This window comes from Chitinophaga pendula, assembly GCF_020386615.1.
GTDB lineage: Bacteria > Bacteroidota > Bacteroidia > Chitinophagales > Chitinophagaceae > Chitinophaga > Chitinophaga pendula.
Genome location: NZ_CP077769.1, coordinates 5,615,300 through 5,632,880, shown reverse-complemented (window position 1 = coordinate 5,632,880; position 17,581 = coordinate 5,615,300). Strand labels below are relative to the sequence as shown.

Genomic DNA, 17,581 nt, shown 5'->3' with positions numbered 1-17,581 from the left:
ATTTATAGTTTTTCCTGTAATTACAAATTTTTTATTGAAAATCTTTGAAGATAGCCTGGACGGTTTCTTTCAGATCCTTTATCAGTAAGGGCTTACGAAGTAGTTTGACCACAAGTGGATTAGCATTGGTACGGCTGATATCACTAAAATCCAACGATGAAGATACCATAATGATGTTGCACTGCGACTTGATCTTCGCAGGGTAAGCGTCAAACGCCTGCAAAAACTCAAAACCGTCCATCTCCGGCATCTGTATGTCCAGCAAGATAAGGGTAGGAGGTATTTTGGGAAGCGTTATATTCGACGACAAGTACTCCAACGCCTTATTTGCATTGGTAAATGAAAGGACCGTACGGCTGATACGCTGAAGAGTAATAAGCTTCTCGTGCAACAGCAGATCTATTTCGTTGTCATCTATCAGTATAACGCGCAGATCAGGTATCGAAATCATTTCTGTTGGGAATAGTTATTTCAAATTGAGTGCCCTCTCCATACTTGGATTCAACATTGATAGTCCCTCCGATCTTATTCAGGGCCTCCTTCACAATATACAAACCTATCCCGCTGCCCGGCTTGTTATTGTTCTTTGATCGGAAAAACATCTTGAAAATGTTGTTCAGATGCTCACTCAGAATGCCTATACCATTATCTGCAATAATGATAGAAGCCTTATGGGGTTCCACTTTTACCAGCAGGTTTACCCGCGGATGCGCCTCATCCGGCTTTTGGTACTTGACAGCATTGGAAATAAGGTTGTTTAATATCACACTGATCCGAAAAGTATCTCCCTTGAAGTCAAAAGACTGATCCACCTGCGTGTGAAACTCGATAGCCGTGTTCTGGTGTTTAAAAGCATTGATACAATCCTGTAGCAACAGCGAAAAATCAATCTTCTCATATTCCACTTCCAGCCTGGAGTTACGATAATATTCGATGATCTTCTGAATAAATCCGTCCAGCTTAAGGATACAAGACTCTATCATGTCCAGGTAACCATTCGGGTCCGTAACCGAATTATCCAATCGGGTCAGGTTAATAATACCCAGTACAGACATCAGCGGAGAACGCAGATCGTGAGAAGTAGAATAAATGAACCGGTTTAGCTCATCATTCGTCTTTTCCAACTCTTCTATTTTCTCCTTTAACTGCTTACGCGCCGTAAATATCTCAAAAGCATTGTTTATCGTACGGTGCAACTCATTCTCATCCCAGGGCTTCTTAATATACGAATAAATATGCCCCTTGTTGATCGCATCAATGATATCCTCTACATCGGTATAACCGGTCAACAAAATGCGTATAGGGTCAGGTAATACATCCTTGATCTCGTTAAAAAAATCTACACCGGTAGAAATAGGCATCTTCTGGTCAGCAATGATAATATGTACATCAATGCTACGAAGCAGTTGCTTGCCTTCCTGGGCTGAGTTGGCAGTATAGATCTCATAACTCCGGCGAAAGCTGGCTTTAAAGGCGTTGAGGTTATGCACTTCATCGTCTATGTACAATATTCTGATGCGGTTATCTTTCATTAACAGGGAGGATTCAGATTATTAAGACGGTAGATTATCAATATTTAAAGGTAAATATATAATAAATTCTGCACCTTTGCCCGGCGCCGATTCTACTACTATACGGCCATGATGTTTCTCTATAATGCTGAATACGATTGACAATCCAAGTCCCGTACCCTCGCCGACATCCTTGGTGGTAAAGAAAGGATCAAAGATCTTCTCCTTTACATGATCAGGCATCCCGATACCCGTATCCCTTATCCCAATTGATACAAACCCATTTGACTCCCGGCGTGTCGTGATCGTGATCGTCCCTTCTCCACTGGCATCCTTCATTTTTATAGCATTCAACCCATTCGTCAGGATATTCATAAATACCTGGTTGATCTTCCCCGCATAACATTCTACCTTCGGCAGATCCCCATAATCCTTTACCACCGTCACCGTAGGAGGAATACTATTTCGCAGCAACACTAACGTAGAATCAATCCCCTCATGTATATCCACATACTTTACATCACTCTCATCCAGCCGGCTGAATGTCCGCAACCCCTTCACGATTTCTGCCGTACGGGCAGCACCGTCCTCAATGCCTTTCAGCAATGACGAGATCTCTTCATGGATATAATCTATGTCAATCTGCTTTTTAAACGAATCAATCTCCTGCAGGGAAGGAGCATCCCCCGATTGATTACCGTATTGCTCGTACATACTCAGCAAGGTTTTCAGATCTTCTATGTCGAGCTTCAGGGGTTTGATATTGGAAGTTACAAAATTAATGGGATTGTTGATCTCATGCGCAATACCAGCCGTCAACTGACCAAGCGATGCCATCTTCTCCTTCTCCACCAGCTGCGTCTGCGCCTCCTTCAAACTACTCAACGCCACATTCAAATCATTATTGGCCATCTGTAACGCCTCCGTACGCTCGTTCACTTTAGTCTCCAATATAATATTCTGCTCCCTCACCAATCGCTCATTCTCCTGCGATACCGACAGCGCCATCGCCTGCGAATCCTCCTTCTCCTTCTTGTAAGTGTTGATCTTATCCGCCAGCGCCAAAGAAAGTAATATCACCTCCAACGCCGAACCAATCAACACGATATTGGTAGTAAGAAAATTATAAGGTACTATACCCGTATCCTTTAACACAAAGACCATCACCGCCAGGATAAAAATAAACCACGCAATGATGAAAAAACGCGCCGGACGATACCTCTTAAATACTTGCGTCAACGCAAATCCCAGGATATAACATACACCAGTGATCGCCAATACATCAATAAGCAGGTAAGATAACGCGTAAAACCTCAACAACGCCAGCACTACCGCCAACACATACAGGTAAATGAAACCATTGAAGAACTTATACGCCAGCGGAGCACGCTCTTTCACATGCAGGAACCGCTGCACGAACAACGCTACCGTAATACCCGATAGCGCACCCGTCCAAAACACACTCTGCTCCGTAATGAAAATATTGTTATGCCACAAATACCGGTAGCCAAACCCATGCAGACATACCTGCGTTAACCCCACCCCAGCGATATAAAGAATGTAATAAAAATAACTCCAGTCCTTTACCGTGCTGAATATGAACGTATTATAGAATATCATGACGATCAGTACCATGATGTATAACCACATCACCAGATCGTCAATATTATTCTTCTTCCTCACCTCTTCTTCCGTACCGGCAAAAATGGGAATGATGATCGACTCATGACTCTTTACCCGCAAATAAAATGTCTGCGTTTGCCCATAAGGGATATGAAGGTTGTAAATGAAATTCTGATGTTTGATAGGCCTTAACTCAAATGGGGTTAACTCCCCACCCTTGATCACCTCATACCGGCCACCCACACCCGGATAATAAAAATCCACATAATCCAACACCGGGTTACCCACCACTAACTGTAATGGCTGCCGTGTCTGATTGTGGATCGTGAATTTCAACCAGACCACCTCCGAACTGACACCAAAATTGGCAATCTGCTTGTCCAAAGGTTTAAACTGTTTGCCCGATAAAATATCCTGGAGTTGTAAACTCGTATCCTTCTCAATATGGACCTGCAATTGCTGGAATTCAGCCAGCTGTAATGGCTGGGCATCAGAAAGTTCAATGACTTGCTCCTGTGCTGCTGCAGGTAACAGCCAGCACACATAGAATAGGGCAGTTAGCAGCGTATACCTGCTACGGATTAGTAATAATAATAAAGCCTTCATATAGCCAGAGGATCCTGTACAATATAGAACTTAATATCATTTCGCAGCAAAAATCTGCGCAATGTCTACGTAATATCTGCCCGATGGCATCGCATGCCCCAGACAGATCTCCCTTCCAACGAAGGTAGCTACAGCACCTCCCAATATCACCTCAGACGCCAGCTGCGGCCAGGTGCCAATGGTTTTACCAATCTCCGGCAACGAATCCCGCAACCGGGTAGAAATATGGGTAGCGTCAGCAATCGCCGCCGCCAACCCGAAACGCTCCTGCGGATTCATCGCCCGCACCGCCGCAGAAGATAACTCAGGCACCGTACCATGAAAAATAGGACGCCCCGGCTCCAGGTCAAATCGCTCCACATCCATCATCCCACGATCACTCGTATCCATAATCACCGGAATACCAAATGCCCGCGCCCTGATCCGGCTCAGCAACTTTATATCCAGCGAATCACATTCCTCCACTAACAGGTCTACAGCGCCTCCTTCAGTCAGAAACACGTCAATATTCTCCTCCGTGATGCCCGCCGGATAACAACGCACCGTCACAAAAGGATCAATCTCCGCAATCTCCCTCGCCGTCAGTACCGTCTTTGGCAACCCCAGGTGATGAACACCCGTACGTATACGATTCATATTACTCAGATCCAATAGATCAAAATCAGCAATCCTGATCTCTGAACAAATTCGCTCCTGTACCATCGAAATAGCAGCCGACTGCCCCACAGACAAACCTATCACCGCCACCTTTTTCGTAGAAAGTACCGCCAGCTCCGCCGGCGTGATCTTATACATGTTACGGTTCGTCCGCAACGCAATGAACTCCTCCCGCCCCAATATATGCACCAGCCGCTCCGCCCAAGGATAATACACCCATAGCCCGTAAACATGCCGCGGCACACCTCCCAGGTGCTGCCCGATACGCTCCTCCAGCGCATCCCCCTCCAGCCGCTCCGATATATGATACATCCGCATCAATTCCTGTAACTGACGATCGATCTGATCGTACACACCGATATAAGGCTTGCTTTGCAATAGCGCAGCTAAACCCTCCTCATCCGCCGCTTGCTGCAGATCAAAAAAAAGCGGCTGATATAAATGCTGTTGCTGTAATGTCCGTTGGCTGGCGTCGTTTAATATCTTCATGTCTTATACCCGCTCCGTTGTAAACCTCGAGCAATTCAATTCTTTCGATTGGAATAATTATGCATTGTTAGGAACAGCCAGTGCTGTATGCTGTATGCGGATGTTATAGTCCAGGTCCATCTCCCCTTTAGGCCCCTTTTCATGCGTACGCTGTATCGGCTCATGCCGTAAATCCATAATCCGGTCCCGCACCTCCGGATGAGCACTCGAAAGTGTATCCGGATCCTGTATAATAAGGGCCGTCGCTATCAGGTCCTCCTTCGGGTAATAAAAAGTCCCGTTATTCCCCAACTCCGTCTTAATCGTAAAACCTAAACGCTGACAGTTCTTAAAAGTCGCCTGCGCACAAAACGCCACCATCGTCGTAATCGGCAACTGAGTAACCAACGCCACACCTACCTGACCCATCACAATACTCCCAATTCCCCAACCCGCAATCTCCCGCGAATTCCATAACCCACACAACTCAGCCGTACCCCCATTCTCCCGCAAATGCTCTATCATACCAAAAATACGAGTATCCAACGTATTAATGGCCGATTCTATCGGCAATGGCAAATCCCCTCCAGCCACCTGCACACGACAGCCCGCGAGTACCTTCTCGTCTTCCGTCTCCACCGTCGAAATATAAGAATGAGGCTCGTACATCCAGTCTACATTGGCAGAAGTAACTTTCGTAACACCATATGCTTCTAGTACCTTCCTGTGCCCATTAATGTACCTCATACATTCTTCCGGAAAATCCATTGCCCTGAATACTCTGATCTTAAGCATGTATAGGAAAATGCGTTAAATAAATTCTAACCTCCAAAAAATGGTTGTTAATTATAAGTATAATGTATTATTATGTCTGCTATAAACTGCCTGGTCTAGAAATCTTACTATATATGAAAACATATACAATCCGCTGACAATTTATCCTATATAATTGTACTTAATGATATCTCTGCGTCGTAGTATAGGTATCTGCAACGATGTGCCAGGTATTGAAAAATGATTCTATTCTAAACAAAGCGATCAATGCGACCCACTTAGTTGGCAACCGTGCAGCTAACGTACGTCCTATGGGCAGGAGTAACAAATTGCACGCCTGAAGTGTGCACCGCCCGGGATAAATAGTCAATACTGCGAATTCGTTGTAATCCAGCAACTTCCCATGAAAAGCAAAAGTAAAATAGTACTAATTTTAAATAATTTCACCAAACATTCACCCATTTTGGACAAAATGGTGAAATATGCAATATTAATCCCGTGATATACGAAATTAAGCCTATTCCTATTAATTTACCATTAATAATGGTGTAATATTTGATAGGGAATTCAGCACTATCCGTTAGATTTGTGTGCTTCATTAATTTACCAATTTTTAATAATTCGTATATGGATAAAAGAGAATTCATAAAGCTGGCTAGCCTGGCAGGCGTAGCTGCTTTAAGTAATCCTTCCGGCTTGTTCGCCAATGCCCACAACTCCCGGGCCGCCAACATCGACGGAACATCCAAGGCGCCATTCGAGCTGCCCGCACTGCCGTACGCTACCAACGCATTGGAACCCAATATCGACAAAATAACCATGGAAATACACCATGATAAACACCACGCCGCTTACGTCAAAAACCTCAACGACGCGCTAAATGGTACCACCATGGCCAGCCTTTCCCTGGAACAAATCCTGGCCAAAGTCACCGAAAAAGACAAGGCCATCCGCAATAACGCCGGCGGCCACTATAACCACTCCCTCTTCTGGACCCTGCTCTCCCCGGAGAAAACAACACCCTCCGACAAACTGCAGGCCGCCATCAAAAGCCAATTCGGCTCCTGGGAAACATTCCAACAAAAATTCAACGACGCCGCTAAAGGCGTTTTCGGCTCCGGTTGGGCCTGGCTCATCGTAACGCCCAATAAAAAACTCTCCGTCATCTCCACCCCCAACCAGGATAACCCACTCATGCACCAGATCGTTAAAGAAAAAGGAACACCCATCCTCGCCCTCGACGTCTGGGAACATGCATACTACCTCAAATACCAAAACCGCCGCCCCGATTATATCACCGCCTTCTGGAACGTCATCAACTGGAAAGAAGTCGATAACTTATATACCGCCGCACTGAAATAGTAACCTAATACATACCTTACATACCATCGGGCTCCACAATATTAATTTGTGCAGCCCGATGCCTTTTTTAAGAGATTAATATTCCTTTTTGGAATAAATACCTCCCAACCGCTTGTAAATGAAATAGATAAGGCTCAAGTCCACCTCTCCCTTAATTAACCTATAGCTCTCCTGTATCATTCGCTTATCCAACCCATATACCCGCACCCCATACATCACCCCTAAATAAAAAACGGCCGCCTCCAAAAGGAGACAGCCGCCCTGATTATTTTGTCTAAAAGCTATTTACGTTTGAAAAATACAAACCCGTTTTTCTCCCCAATCAGCTCCAGGTTAGCATTAGTGCGGTAGGGCTCGCTATCCGTAATACGACAGATGAAATACGTCGGCTTGTCAACCGGACCAGTCAGCAACCAGTCCTTATTGTAATAATTCGGATTCTTAGCAGGCAACTTCTTCGTATAGAACAAGTGAGCATAACTGTGATAACTCAATACCTGCACATACACATCCTTCCCCACAAAAGACTGGAAATATTCAATAGCAGCATGCTGGGAATATTTCTCCACTTTAGGTACAAAATGCACCACCGTTATCTGTATCGCCAGTATCGTACTGATGAATAAACAAAGCAACCCCTGCTGTACCTTCCTGCTGAATAACAATACCGCACTGATAATAACAAGCAGGATATAACCAGCCCCGTAAGCCGCTTCCCAGGCATTCCAGGGCACATCCGCCTGCAAGTTAGCCACCGCAAACTTGTCCCCGATATACGGGATCAACTGCGCCTTGTAAAGCCCCACCAACGGTAATAAAGCAATAGCCAGCCCTAATACCAGCCCGATCAGCAGCAAAAGGACCGTATTCCAGGCCTTAAGCGTACGTTTCCCACTGGTAAACTGGTAGAGCTGCCAAGCAGCCAGGAACGTCAGCGGGAAATAACACAAGGACGAATAATGCACAATCTTCGTCTTCACAATCGAAAACAAAATCAGCACCACCCAGAACAATACCCACATCCAGGTCTTGAAATCCTTCGCTTCCAGCGATTGATGCTGGTAAATACTCTTCTTCCGCCCCTGTAAATAAGAAAAAAGGAATACACTGGCAGGAAAACACCCGATCAATAACACGATCCAGTGATAAAAGAAAGAACCTCCATGCCCCGCATCCTCCGTCTGGAACAACCGGATCTGGTATTTGATGAACTCCGTAGTAAACCACCAACCGTGAGAAACAATCTCATAACCAAACCACAATGCCGTCGTCAGGAACGCAAACAAAGTGATCCAAAGCAAATGCACGATCCGGATGTTGATCCGCCCCTTGTTATACAACCAGTAGGCAAGCAATGTCAGCAATGCCACCAGGATAGCCACCGGCCCCTTCGTCAATACCGCCAGCCCAAGGAATATCCCGCTGAAAATAGCCATCCTCGCCGGACGACTGTTGTAAGCAATACGGTACGCAAAATAAATAGCAAGGAATATGAAAAGATTAAAAGTAGGATCTATAATGCCCGACTTGAAATAGAAGTGAGGCAACCAGGAACCAGCGTACACCAACGCCCACCAGGCACCCAGCCTCTCATCCGCCAGCTTCTTGCCAATACCGAACAACAACACGATCGTCGCCACACCTACCATCGCATTTGGAAACCTCGCCGCAAATTCATTCACGCCAAACAAACGCATACTCCCAGCCTGCATCCATATGAACACAGGAGGCTTCTCCCAGAACGGCTGGAAATCAATCTGCACCTGAGAAAAATTACCAGTCACCAGCATCTCCCTGGCAGCTTCAGCAAAATTGATCTCGTCCCAGTCAAACAAAGGTACGGCCCCCAAAAAGGGAACAAATAGGATAGCGGCCACAATGGCAATCAGCAGGTATTTCACTTCGAATAATGAATTTTTCTTAGTCCCGTTAATTTGTTACTTACTAAATAAAGCAAACCATAGCATCGCTGCCATGGTTAGCCAGATCTTTATTATTAAGTACTTAATAATCCCGTAAAATCGAATAACGCAATTATGCTCCCCCCTTCGTCTCCGCCAGCTCTAAATGCGAGGCCCGCTGCTGCGGACACACCGCCGGCGTAAGCGTATTGTTCCTGAACTCAAACAAACAGTACACCAAGATACTGCTCAAACTACCTATCACACTACCCGCATATACATCCATAAAGAAGTGCTGCGCCAGGTAAATACGCGAATAGGCCGCCAGCAACGCAAATGTAATAAACAAAAAGCCCCACTTTTTGTTGTTCACCACCAACGCCAGGTAGCAGAACATCGCAAAAGCCGTCGCCGTATGCCCCGACGGAAAACTATTACTACTATGCACATTCACCCAACTCACCATATGCACCAGCCCCGTATCGCCAAAATAAGCCAGCGGCCTGGGCATATCATAATAATGTTTGGCGATCTGCACAATCACCGTCACTAGCAGAAAAATAGATAAACCAGCAAAAAAGAGACGAAATCGCTTCGCCACCAGTATACCTATCAGCAACACGCCAAAAGTAATCCCGTCACCAACATACGTCAGCACGGTCATCATCACATCAGCTACCGGATTGTAGGCCCCGTTTATAGCCAGAAACAACTCTTCATGCGTGAAGAAGATTTGTAATACTCCACCCGCTATTAGCCATAACAGCAGTGGCAGAAAGAACAATGCGTTCTTCCTGAACAGTGTAAGCAACGTTTTCAAATTCTAACGTTTTAGGTTGTAGGTTTTGCCTTATACTTCTGTAAGAACTTTCGTATTTTATGCAATATCCGAAAATAATATTCTTTATTGAACAGTTGCGAGTCATTCATGGCCTTATAAATGAGGAACGCAGCTATGGGTAGGAGCACAATGTTAGACAGCCACATCCCGCTCCACGTGGTCATCACGTCCTTCCGGGCCATCTTTTCCCCTACCATAAAGAAAATGTTAAAAATTACAAAAAAGATCACCGCAAACACCAATGGTGTACCCAAACCACCCTTCCGGATGATAGACCCCAGCGGAGCACCTATCAGGAACATCACCAGACATGCCGCTGCCAACGTAAACTTACGCTGCCATTCTACCTTATGTAGCAACATAATAGCGTGCTTGTCCTCATAACTTTTGGCAGGAGTCTCCAGGTTACTCTGCAGGTCCCGGATATTCTGCTCCGCCCGGTCTATACTATAACGCCTGGATTTGATCGGTATTATGTCCTCAAACCGCGACACATGCAAGGGAGCCACCGTCTTCGCCCATCCCGTATCCTTCCACTTGTAAAAAGGATAACGTGACGTCACATATGAGTTCACTGTCCGCGAAAATACCTTCTCCTCCTTCACCAAAGAATCGATCGCCTTGTCCAACTGCCGCACATTCAACATCTGCTGGTTAGAAGCAAACAGGTTCACATCCAATCGGTTAAAGGCAAAAGAAGCCAGGTCAAACGCCTTCCGGTACTGCTTGAACCCTATCCGGATCAACTCCCCCGGCGTACCATAACCCCGGTTGTTCCGCTCCTCATAACGCCAGCCATCCTCCAGTACAAAATAAAGGAAACGCTTATCCTTCGATAACATCATCGTCCCCTTCTTCGCCAGTATCAACTTACTGCCACCCCCCGATTGCTGATCATAGATCATCACCTGGTGAATGGTCTTGTTATCTTTCTCCTTCTGAGCAACCTTGATCGTATAACCCGGAATATCCGTATAGAATACCCCGGCCTTGATATTAAAAGCAGGTTTGGAATTGGTAATGTCGTACAACAACGACTTGGCGCGCAGGTTCGCCACCGGGATCACATAGTTGGCAAATAAAAAAGCCAGGAAGGAAATAAAAGCACACACAAACATCAACGGCCGGATAAATCGTAACAACGAAATCCCCGACGACTTCAACGCCACCAACTCAAAACTCTCCCCCAGGTTACCAAAGGTCATGATCGAAGCCAACAGCACCGCCAGCGGCAACGCCAACTGCACCAGGCTCGCTCCCGTATACGTCAGCAACTCAATGATAACCGGCGTATCCAACCCCTTACCAACCAGGTCATCAATGTATTTCCACAAAAACTGCATCACCAAAACGAACAGGGTCACAAAGAATGTAGCCACAAAAGGCCCCAGGAAAGTTTTTATGATGAGTTTGTCCAGTTTTTTCACGAGTAATCAGTTAATCAGTTGGATAGACGGGAGTAACATACCGTTCTTGAAATCTACGTAACAACCGCTATATCCCAATGGCGTATTTTTACAGAATGGCAAAGGTAGTACGATTTTACACAAGGGATGCCTTCTGATAGGCGAAAAAACAGTTAAATTATTATGGATAATTATTTGTTATCGGAACAAGAATGGGAAGTGGCTGCCAGCGCAGATTTCATCTACCGTAAGAATAGCGTGATGAACAAGGTGATCCTCCTCCTCGGCCAGGTCCAGCAGGAACTCGCCTCCACCATATTACCACCGGATATTACCCTGCCCGCCGTTTGCGCGCAGCAAAGCCCCAAAATATCGAAAGGAGAGAAGTACCAGGAATTGCCCTACGTCATACTCGACTACCCACGCTACTTCAGCCAGGACGCTATCTTCGCATTCCGGACCATGTTCTGGTGGGGACACTACTTCTCCTGCACCCTCCACCTCGGCGGTACCATAAAAGAGCACTACTTACCAGCCCTACTGGCAGGTAAAGAACAACTATGTGAGATGGAAATATACGTGTATAATCAGGAGGACCCCTGGCTACATGATTTTGAAAACGGTAATTATCAGCCGATTAGCAGTATCTCAACGAAAGAATGGCAAAATATTATCTCACACCGCTCCTTCGTAAAGCTGGCAAAACCGTTTTCACTAAATACGTGGGAAAATATAATACCTGAAGCAGCAAAAGTCTATACAACCTTTTTAAAGGTACTGGGACCTGGGGGCTGAACTAGTTACCTATACGGTGGAAAAGATCCTTTACCTGGTAGTCCCAAAGCTGGCTCTGGTCAGCAATCTCCTTCTTTTCCGCAAAGTCCTTTACCACCAGGATCGTTTCATTCGTTACCTCGGATATCTGTATCCGGAACTCAAAAAACTCCTCCTTCGGAGCATGCAGCCAATGTAATCTTATAAATTCCTCCTCTTCCTGCTCCAGCACCTCTGCCTCCTCTACCGACCCATTCCAGGAAAAAGAAAAAACATTATCCCTGAAATCCACTTTGTCGGCAAACCACTCCTGCAATCCAGCAGGAGTAGACAAGAATTCGTATAAGATACTTGGAGAGCACCGTACCGGGAATTCCAATTCATATTGCACTTTCTTTGACATCGCTCAATTAATTAGTAAATCAAATTCATCATCATCCGGCTGCAATTATAGAAAAATATTTATTCTATCAAAATAATTTAACGCTTTTTTTTAAGATCGCCTAATCTTTCCGCTAACGGGTTAAAAAACATTATATTATTATTTTTTTAATTAATATCCAGCTGCTACATAAGTGTTGTGACTACACTTCATTATACGAAAAGCCCATGCTGGTGCGTTTTTAGACTAGGTACGTGCATTAACAATCGATTTAATTTGAAAACGATTTAATAACCAATTATTTTTTTTGGGCACTATCTAAAAAAACTTATTTTTGTCAGGCATTCATCAAAAAGGTAACTTTTTAATAACCTGTAACTGTTCCGACACTATGTCAATGCGCCAACTCAAAATCACTAAATCCATCACAAACAGGGAATCACAATCCCTGGAAAAGTACTTGCAGGAAATCGGTAAGGTGGATTTAATCACACCAGAGGAGGAAGTGAATCTGGCGATCAGAATCAAACAAGGCGATCAGCGCGCATTGGAAAAGCTGACAAAAGCAAACCTTCGCTTTGTAGTGTCAGTGGCCAAACAGTATCAGAACCAAGGCCTCTCCCTCAGTGATCTCATCAATGAAGGAAACCTCGGTCTGATTAAAGCTGCCCAACGCTTTGACGAAACAAGAGGATTCAAATTCATCTCCTACGCCGTATGGTGGATCCGTCAATCCATCCTCCAGGCACTGGCCGAACAATCCCGCATCGTACGCCTCCCACTCAATAAAGTGGGCCTCAGCAATAAGATCAGCAAAGCATACTCCCAGCTCGAACAGGAATTCGAAAGAGAACCTTCCCCGGATGAACTGGCCACTATCCTCGAAATCAACACAGAAGAGGTAGAAGCCACCCTCGGTGTAGCTGCCCGCCACGTTTCCATGGACGCGCCCTTCATCGATGGCGAAGACAACAGCTTGCTAGACGTACTCGCCAATCCAAACGCCGTTAACGCAGACGAAGAACTGGACCACCACGACTCCCTGCGCCGGGAAATAGAAAGATCCTTGTCCACACTCACCGACCGCCAGAAAGATGTGATCATCCTGTACTTCGGCATCGCCGTAGAACACCCCATGTCCCTCGAAGATATCGGCGAGAAATTCGGCCTCACCAGAGAACGCGTAAGGCAGATCAAAGACAAGGCAATCACTAAACTCAGAACTACCTCCCGCAGCAAACTGCTGCGCAACTATCTCGGTAGCTGATAACCACTCTCCCTTGAGATTATTTCGCTAAAAAATATATTTTTGTAGCCCAAATGGTGAATATTCCAGGATATTCACCATTTTTGTTTCCCGGCTTATGAAGGGATAATCCCCCCATAACCAATAACACACCTAAAAACTAACTGACAAATAATGTTTGAATCATTATCAGAGAGGCTCGATTCAGCGTTTAAACAGCTGAAAGGAGAAGGACGGATCAGTGAAATCAACGTGGCCACTACCGTAAAAGAGATCCGCCGCGCACTGGTAGATGCGGATGTTAACTACAAAATAGCCAAAGAATTTACCGATAGAGTAAAGGATAAAGCCCTGGGCGAAAAAGTAATTACCGCCATCTCCCCAGGCCAACTCATGGTCAAGATCGTAAAAGATGAACTGGCCGAACTCATGGGCGGCACAGAAGCAGAACTCGATCTGAAAGTAAACCCAGCTATCATACTCATCGCAGGGCTGCAAGGTTCCGGTAAAACCACCTTCTCCGGCAAACTCGCCAGCTTCCTCAAATCCAAAAAAGGAAAGAAACCCCTCCTCGTAGCCGCAGATATCTACCGCCCCGCAGCGATAGATCAACTGAAAGTACTCGGAGGCCAGATCGACGTCGAAGTATACAGCGAACCCGAAACTAAAGATGCCGTACAGATCGCCGAAAATGCGATCAAACAAGCCAAACAGAACGGTAACAACGTCATCATCATCGATACCGCCGGCCGTCTCGCCGTAGATGAAGCCATGATGACCGAGGTCGCCAACATCAAATCCGCCGTAAAACCAACCGGTATCCTCTTCGTCGTAGACTCCATGACAGGACAGGATGCCGTTAATACCGCCAAAGCTTTCAACGAAAGACTTGACTTCACCGGCGTCGTACTCACCAAACTAGATGGTGATACCAGAGGTGGAGCCGCCCTCACCATCCGCTATACCGTCGAAAAACCCATCATGTTCGTCAGCATGGGGGAAAAATTGGACACCCTCGATGTGTTCTATCCCGAACGTATGGCCCAGCGTATATTAGGGATGGGGGATATCACCACCCTGGTAGAACGCGCCCAGGCCCAGTTCAATGAAGAACAGGCCAAAAAACTGGAGAAAAAAATCCGCCAAAACCAATTCGACTTCGAAGACTTCAGAGAACAACTCCAGCAAATTAAAAAAATGGGTAACCTCAAAGACCTCATGGGCATGATCCCCGGCGTCGGAAAGGCTATCAAAGATATCGATATCAGCGACGATGCCTTTAAAGGCATCGAAGCCATGATCAACTCCATGACTCCCCAGGAAAGAGCCAACCCCGATCTCATCGACGGGGGCCGCCGCCGCCGCATCGCCGCAGGTGCAGGCAAACAAATCCAGGATGTCAACCAGTTTATGAAACAATTCGACCAAATGCGCCAAATGATGAAAATGATGAATAAGTTCGGCGCAAGCGGAAAAGGCCTCAAATCCTTAGGCCGGTAAGCCATTTCAATAATGAAATCCCGCCACCAGCGGGCAAATACATAAATATTTTGACATTTTCATTTTATGCTTTACATTTGCAACCCTATTAAAATTATTTTTTAACTCGCAACAAATAATTCGACTTATTTATGCCAGTAAAGATCAGATTACAGAGACATGGCGCTAAGAAGAGACCATTCTATTTTATTGTTGTAGCCGATGCACGTGCGCCCCGTGATGGTAAATTCATCCAAAAGATCGGTACCTACAACCCTTTAACTGTTCCGGCATCTATCAACATAGATACCCAAAAGGCACTCCGCTGGTTACAGAAAGGTGCTCAGCCTACTGACACAGTTAGAAGGATCCTCTCTTTCAAAGGTGTATTATACCTGAAACACCTCCTGAGAGGCGTGAAACTCGGCCTGTTCGATGAGCCCGTTGCCTACCAGAAATTTGAGCAATGGCAAGCCGAACACGAGCAGAAAGTCGCTGCACGCCGCGATTCTCACAAAAAAGCTAGAATAGCTCAGCCTGTTGTAAGAAAAGTAGAAGATGCTCCGGCAGCTCCTAGCGCTCCTGCAGCAGAAGGCGAAGATGCATAATCTTTTGACCAAACATATTGAAGAGGAAATGTCTGCCTGCAGATATTTCCTCTTTCTTTTTTACTTAATAGCTACCTCATAGCCCAACGTGACCGCATGAACAATTACTTCAGCATAGGAAAGATAGTCGCTACCTTCGGCCTGCAAGGCGAATTGATCCTCAAACACAGCCTGGGTAAAAAAACAACCCTCAAAGGCGTAGAGGCCATTTTCCTCGAAGAACGCAGAGATAGCTTCATCCCCTATTTCCTGCAGAAAACAACCGCCAAAGACGTCACCCAGACCTATATCAAACTCGAAGGCATCGACAGCAAAGAGATGGCACAAAAACTGACGCAAACAACCGTATACCTCGCCGAATCCGATTTTAAACAACAGGCCGCCGCCGCCGCCCCCCTGTCACTACTGGGATATACCGTAGAAGACCAACAGCTCGGCCTCCTCGGAATTATCGAAGAAGTCATCGAAATGCCCCTCCAGGTACTGGCTAAAGTGACCATCCAGGACAAAGAAGCCCTGCTGCCACTCAACGAACAGTCCCTCGTCAAAGTCGATAAAAAACAACAACTGGTAATTGTCAACCTGCCCGAAGGGCTGCTGGATATATACTTGAATAGCTAAACAGACAATCTGACAAACAACATGCGGATAGATATTATTACCGTACTGCCGGAATTACTGGAAAGCCCCCTTTCCCATTCCATCATGAAACGGGCACAACAAAAAGGATTACTGGAAGTACACGTACACCACCTCCGGGAATTCTCTACCCTGAAACACCAACAGGTAGATGACTACCAGTTCGGGGGCGGCGCAGGCATGGTCATGATGCTCGAACCCATGGTCAAAGCCATCGAACACCTCCAGTCACAAGTCACCTACGATGAGATCATCTATCTCACCCCCGATGGCAATACCCTCAACCAACGCATGGCCAACCAGCTATCCCTCAAAGGAAACCTGCTGATGATCTGCGGACACTATAAAGGCATCGACGAACGCATCCGCGAACACTTCGTCACCATGGAAATATCCATCGGCGATTTCGTCCTCTCCGGCGGAGAACTCGCAGCTGCCGTACTCGTCGACGCCATCGGCCGCCTCCTGCCTGGCGTACTCAACGACGAAACATCCGCCTTGTTCGACTCCTTCCAGGACAACCTGCTGGCACCTCCCGTATACACCCGCCCCGAAGAATTCCGCGGCTGGAAAGTGCCGGAAGTACTGCTCAGCGGCGATCACAAAAAAATCGACGACTGGCGCCACGAAAAAGCCCTGGAACGAACCAAACAACGACGCCCCGACCTTTTACACTAAAAATCAACTCATAAAGCAAAAATATATATAGGTAAAAATTTTGCTGATAATGAGACAGTTATAATAATTATGCAGAATTACCCGCCGCTTTATTTGGAATTTGTTGAAGGATAGGTTACTTTTGCACTCCCTTAAATATTTGAAAGATGAACGCTATTTCTTTTGTTCACGAGCAGTTGACTGCTAAAAAGCAATACCCGAAGTTTAAAGCCGGTGACAACGTTACCGTTAACTATAAAATTGTGGAAGGTAACAAGGAGAGAATCCAGTCCTTCAAGGGTGATGTATTAAAGATCCAAGGTAACGGCGCTACCGTGTCCTTTACCGTAAGAAAGATCTCTGATGGAGTAGGGGTGGAAAGAGTGTTCCCCTTATTTTCACCTAACATCGATTCTATCGTACTGAATAAAGTAGGTAAGGTGAGAAGAGCAAGACTGTTCTACCTGCGTGAACGCGCCGGTAAAGCAGCCCGTATTAAAGAGAAAAGGGTTTAGTATTAAAATACAGGGAAATTAGTGATAACGGGAGCCTTCACCAGCTCCCGTTTGTTTTATTTCCGTAAAGCACTGAGGAGCAGTTACAGACAACTCATCTGTAACCGCTCCTTTGATTTTTGATCAAAAATC

At 45.8% G+C, this 17,581-nt stretch carries 17 protein-coding genes; 8 read left to right on the top strand and 9 right to left on the bottom strand.

Going from position 1 to position 17,581, the window contains the following annotated elements; translation table 11 throughout:
• Positions 1-31: 31 nt before the first annotated feature.
• From KTO58_RS20815 to KTO58_RS20795, 5 genes are read right to left on the bottom strand one after another with little or no spacing between them, the layout of a single operon-like run.
• Entirely contained in the window at positions 32-451 is a 420-nt protein-coding gene (locus KTO58_RS20815; protein WP_095837546.1) for a response regulator, read from the bottom strand.
• A complete protein-coding gene (locus tag KTO58_RS20810; RefSeq protein ID WP_095837547.1) occupies positions 435-1,532 on the bottom strand; it encodes an ATP-binding response regulator in 1,098 nt (365 codons plus the stop codon). The genes KTO58_RS20815 and KTO58_RS20810 overlap by 17 nt, the downstream gene beginning before the upstream one ends.
• Positions 1,533-1,553: 21 nt before the next feature.
• Positions 1,554-3,740: a sensor histidine kinase gene (locus tag KTO58_RS20805; RefSeq protein ID WP_095837548.1), complete on the bottom strand. Its 2,187-nt coding sequence runs from the start codon at positions 3,738-3,740 to the stop codon at positions 1,554-1,556.
• A gap of 36 nt (positions 3,741-3,776) precedes the next feature.
• Positions 3,777-4,886, bottom strand: a complete 1,110-nt coding sequence (locus KTO58_RS20800) for a ThiF family adenylyltransferase (RefSeq protein ID WP_095837549.1) — start codon at positions 4,884-4,886, stop codon at positions 3,777-3,779.
• Positions 4,887-4,943: 57 nt separating this feature from the next.
• Complete coding sequence (locus KTO58_RS20795) at positions 4,944-5,660, bottom strand: hypothetical protein (protein WP_095837550.1); 717 nt, start codon at positions 5,658-5,660, stop codon at positions 4,944-4,946.
• Positions 5,661-6,266: 606 nt separating this feature from the next.
• Between KTO58_RS20795 and KTO58_RS20790 the strand changes: the two genes are divergently transcribed.
• Entirely contained in the window at positions 6,267-7,001 is a 735-nt protein-coding gene (locus tag KTO58_RS20790; RefSeq protein WP_095837551.1) for a superoxide dismutase, read from the top strand.
• A 281-nt stretch (positions 7,002-7,282) separates the two neighbouring features.
• Here the strand turns inward: KTO58_RS20790 and KTO58_RS20785 are convergent, their stop codons facing one another.
• The 3 genes from KTO58_RS20785 to KTO58_RS20775 form a co-directional block, all read right to left on the bottom strand.
• Positions 7,283-8,902 (bottom strand): ArnT family glycosyltransferase, encoded by a 1,620-nt coding sequence (locus KTO58_RS20785; protein WP_095837552.1) that lies wholly within the window; start codon positions 8,900-8,902, stop codon positions 7,283-7,285.
• Between the two features lie 133 nt (positions 8,903-9,035).
• On the bottom strand, positions 9,036-9,722 hold the full coding sequence (locus KTO58_RS20780; RefSeq protein WP_157752817.1) for a phosphatase PAP2 family protein: 687 nt from the start codon (positions 9,720-9,722) through the stop codon (positions 9,036-9,038).
• 11 nt (positions 9,723-9,733) lie between these two features.
• A complete protein-coding gene (locus KTO58_RS20775) occupies positions 9,734-11,170 on the bottom strand; it encodes an LptF/LptG family permease (protein WP_095837554.1) in 1,437 nt (478 codons plus the stop codon).
• Positions 11,171-11,332: 162 nt separating this feature from the next.
• On the opposite strand from KTO58_RS20775, the gene KTO58_RS20770 reads away from it, so the two are divergent.
• Positions 11,333-11,944 carry a hypothetical protein gene (locus KTO58_RS20770; protein WP_095837555.1) on the top strand — a complete coding sequence of 204 codons (612 nt, stop codon included), beginning with the start codon at positions 11,333-11,335 and terminating at the stop codon, positions 11,942-11,944.
• Between the two features lies 1 nt (position 11,945).
• On the opposite strand, the gene KTO58_RS20765 is transcribed toward KTO58_RS20770, so the two are convergent.
• Positions 11,946-12,326 (bottom strand): START-like domain-containing protein, encoded by a 381-nt coding sequence (locus KTO58_RS20765; RefSeq protein ID WP_095837556.1) that lies wholly within the window; start codon positions 12,324-12,326, stop codon positions 11,946-11,948.
• 376 nt (positions 12,327-12,702) lie between these two features.
• Here KTO58_RS20765 and KTO58_RS20760 point away from each other — a divergent pair, with 376 nt between their 5' ends.
• The 6 genes from KTO58_RS20760 (at position 12,703) to rplS (ending at position 17,449) form a co-directional block, all read left to right on the top strand.
• Complete coding sequence (locus KTO58_RS20760; RefSeq protein ID WP_044218015.1) at positions 12,703-13,572, top strand: sigma-70 family RNA polymerase sigma factor; 870 nt, start codon at positions 12,703-12,705, stop codon at positions 13,570-13,572.
• A gap of 153 nt (positions 13,573-13,725) precedes the next feature.
• Complete coding sequence (ffh, locus tag KTO58_RS20755) at positions 13,726-15,051, top strand: signal recognition particle protein (protein ID WP_095837557.1); 1,326 nt, start codon at positions 13,726-13,728, stop codon at positions 15,049-15,051.
• A 131-nt stretch (positions 15,052-15,182) separates the two neighbouring features.
• Positions 15,183-15,638: a 30S ribosomal protein S16 gene (gene rpsP, locus KTO58_RS28835; protein ID WP_095837558.1), complete on the top strand. Its 456-nt coding sequence runs from the start codon at positions 15,183-15,185 to the stop codon at positions 15,636-15,638.
• A 96-nt stretch (positions 15,639-15,734) separates the two neighbouring features.
• Positions 15,735-16,259, top strand: coding sequence for a ribosome maturation factor RimM (gene rimM / locus KTO58_RS20745; RefSeq protein ID WP_095837559.1), 525 nt, complete (start codon positions 15,735-15,737; stop codon positions 16,257-16,259).
• A 21-nt stretch (positions 16,260-16,280) separates the two neighbouring features.
• Positions 16,281-16,955 (top strand): tRNA (guanosine(37)-N1)-methyltransferase TrmD, encoded by a 675-nt coding sequence (gene trmD, locus KTO58_RS20740; RefSeq protein ID WP_095837560.1) that lies wholly within the window; start codon positions 16,281-16,283, stop codon positions 16,953-16,955.
• A gap of 146 nt (positions 16,956-17,101) precedes the next feature.
• Positions 17,102-17,449 (top strand): 50S ribosomal protein L19, encoded by a 348-nt coding sequence (gene rplS / locus KTO58_RS20735; RefSeq protein WP_095837561.1) that lies wholly within the window; start codon positions 17,102-17,104, stop codon positions 17,447-17,449.
• The last annotated feature ends 132 nt before the right edge of the window (positions 17,450-17,581 follow it).